General features: G+C 47.2%; 3 protein-coding genes. 2 read left to right on the plus strand and 1 reads right to left on the minus strand.

Annotated elements, in window-relative coordinates:
* Nucleotides 1-398 (minus strand): ferrochelatase (locus tag ACTXGO_RS12030; protein WP_443574704.1); only part of this gene is annotated, 398 nt, incomplete at its 3' end.
* Between the two features lie 340 nt (nt 399-738).
* Here ACTXGO_RS12030 and metX point away from each other — a divergent pair.
* On the plus strand, nt 739-2,028 hold the full coding sequence (gene metX / locus ACTXGO_RS12035; protein WP_443574706.1) for a homoserine O-acetyltransferase MetX: 1,290 nt from the start codon (nt 739-741) through the stop codon (nt 2,026-2,028).
* Nucleotides 2,025-2,645 carry a methionine biosynthesis protein MetW gene (metW, locus tag ACTXGO_RS12040; RefSeq protein ID WP_443543566.1) on the plus strand — a complete coding sequence of 207 codons (621 nt, stop codon included), beginning with the start codon at nt 2,025-2,027 and terminating at the stop codon, nt 2,643-2,645. The genes metX and metW overlap by 4 nt, the downstream gene beginning before the upstream one ends.
* The last annotated feature ends 185 nt before the right edge of the window (nt 2,646-2,830 follow it).

The following is a 2,830-nucleotide window of genomic DNA, read 5'->3' on the forward strand; positions in this document are numbered from 1 at the left end:
AGCAATACAAAGTGATCAACGCCCTCGCCTCGCAGTTCATCCATAACATCAGGCAACCCAGGATTGCCGTAGCTCATCGCTGCATGAACGGACACGCGAAAGGGTGCATTGGCAGCTGCTAGCCGAGGTTCTAATTTTTCAACCTGACCATTTAAGATGTTACGCATCGGTGAGTCTCCATCCCAAATACTCGCGTAAGCTTCAGCGACGCGTTTGGGACGCCGCGGCAAGACAAATAAATTGAGAATAATCGCCCACAAAAATCGCGGAATCTCAATCACACGTGGATCGGACAAAAACTGACGCAAATAGCGGCGTACGGCAGGCGCGGTCGGCTCATCTGGCGTGCCTAAGTTAATCAGTAAAACAGCAATACGTGGGGGCAATTTGGGTTTCATAGCAGCACACTTTATAACAGAGATTTGGGTAGCTTGGAGTCAAAACAGTCACTGGGCCTGCTTTAATCGTTAAGCTTTATTTAATCGCTTTGACTTTGGACAGGTTATAAATTAACAATAGCAGTCAAATTATACGGTCACAAGCTGCCGTTAGTGTAGCATGAGTGTAGTCTTTTATAGGAGGCATAGCCGCTTTATAGCGTGTGAAGGTTGTACTCCTAAGCGCATCGCCATACAATAGATGGCTATAGCGATAGTGATCGCCTTTTTACTGTCTTTTTATCGCCTGTCATCTTGTGAGGTAGTTTTGAGCGCACGCCCTGATACGAACAATAACGCTATGACTCGCGAGCATTCCGACCATAAACTGCAGCCCTCAGGTGCTTCAGCCAGTTTAGTCGGCTCAGTCGGAATTGTCACGCCGCAAATCTATCACTTCGATGAGCCATTCACTTTAGAGTGCAATCGTACATTGCCAGCGTTCGATTTAGTATTTGAGACTTATGGTACGCTAAACGCAGATAAATCAAACGCTATCCTTATTTGTCATGCCCTCTCAGGCAGTCATCACGCCGCAGGTTATCACGAAGGAGATAAAAAAGCTGGCTGGTGGCACAATATGATCGGCCCTAGTAAGGCAATTGATACTGCTAAGTTTTTTGTCGTTTGTGTCAACAATATCGGCAGCTGCTTTGGCTCAACAGGCCCGACGTCCATCAATCCTGACAGTATAGACAAGGGTGAGGCGCAGCCCTATGGTCCCGACTTTCCGCTAGTCACCATCAAAGACTGGGTCGGCACGCAAGCGCTGCTCTCAGATCGATTAGGGATAGAGGTTTGGCATGCTATCGTTGGCGGCTCAATGGGCGGTATGCAGGCGCTGCAATGGTCGCTTGATTATCCAAATCGTCTTAAGCGCTGCGTGGTCATCGCCAGTACTCCTAAGCTGTCGGCACAAAATATCGCCTTTAACGAAGTGGCGCGTCAGTCGATACTATCAGATCCTGACTTTAAAGAAGGGCGCTACTTACAAGCGGGCACTTATCCGCGCCGTGGCCTGATACTCGCGCGCATGGTTGGGCATATCACTTATTTGACTGATGATGCGATGAAAGCTAAATTCGGCCGTGACCTAAAGTCTGGCAAATTTATGTATGGCTATGATGTTGAATTCCAAGTGGAGAGCTACCTGCGCTATCAAGGTGAGCGCTTTAGTGAGAACTTCGATGCTAATACTTATTTGCTAATGACCAAAGCCTTAGATTATTTCGACCCAACTCGCGGTCATATAGAGGATAGCGAGACTAGCGTAGAGACAGATACAGAGATACAAAACAGTCAAAGCCAAAACGATCAACGTGAGCTTAGCGCGCTAAAAGCTGCCTTTGCCCATAGTGAGTGTCAGTACTTGGTGGTGTCGTTCACAACCGACTGGCGCTTTGCACCCGAGCGCTCACAAGAGATCGTTGATGCGCTGATGGCAACAGGCAAACCGGTCAGTTATCTCAATGTCGACGCCCCGCACGGTCATGATTCGTTTTTGTTCGATATTCCGCGTTATATGGGTGCGATAAAGGGATTTTTGACTGCGCCCTTTATCACTGCCAACCGTACAGGAGCACGCTTGTGAGAATGGACTATCAATTAGCCGAGCGCTGGATTGCCGCAGGCTCTCATGTGCTGGATTTAGGTTGCGGCAATGGCGAGCTACTTGCGCACTTGCACACACAGCTTGGCGTCACAGGATACGGGCTTGAGATTGATGAGGACAAAATCAACGATGCCATAGCTAAGGGCCTATCTATCGTCGAGCAGGACTTGAACGATGGCTTAGCGCGTTTTGCGGATAATAGTTTTGATACGGTGGTAATGGCGCGTGCCTTACAAGCGGTCAAATCGCCCGATCTATTACTATTAGATATGTTGCGCGTGGCAAGAGAAGCCGTCATTACCTTTCCCAACTTTGCGCATTGGCAAAACCGCATTCACCTTGGGCTCAAAGGACTCATGCCAGTTTCAGAAGCGCTACCGTATGAGTGGTACAACACGCCCAATATCCACTTGTGTACCTTTAAGGACTTTGAGGCTTTGTGTGCTGAGCATGATATTGATATTATCAATCGTTTTGCTGTTAGTGATTCTGATAAGCCTCATAGCGCCCTGATGACGACGCTGATCAGACAAGCGCCAAACTTACTCGCCGATGTCGCCATCTATAGAGTCACTAAGCGCTCGTCAAACGCTTAACGAGAATATCCATTTAAAAATATTGCGCTACTGTTATAAGCCTCCTTACTTACTGCGTAGTTTTATCACTTTAGAGACTGCGCAAAATCTTTCCTAGTAGCAGGCTAAGTATCTTTTAACTGCAACGATAATTAGAAAACTCTGAACAAGGTTAAGCTATACTTATACTTATACTTATACTTATA

It is taken from the genome of Psychrobacter sp. T6-1 (assembly GCF_052258445.1).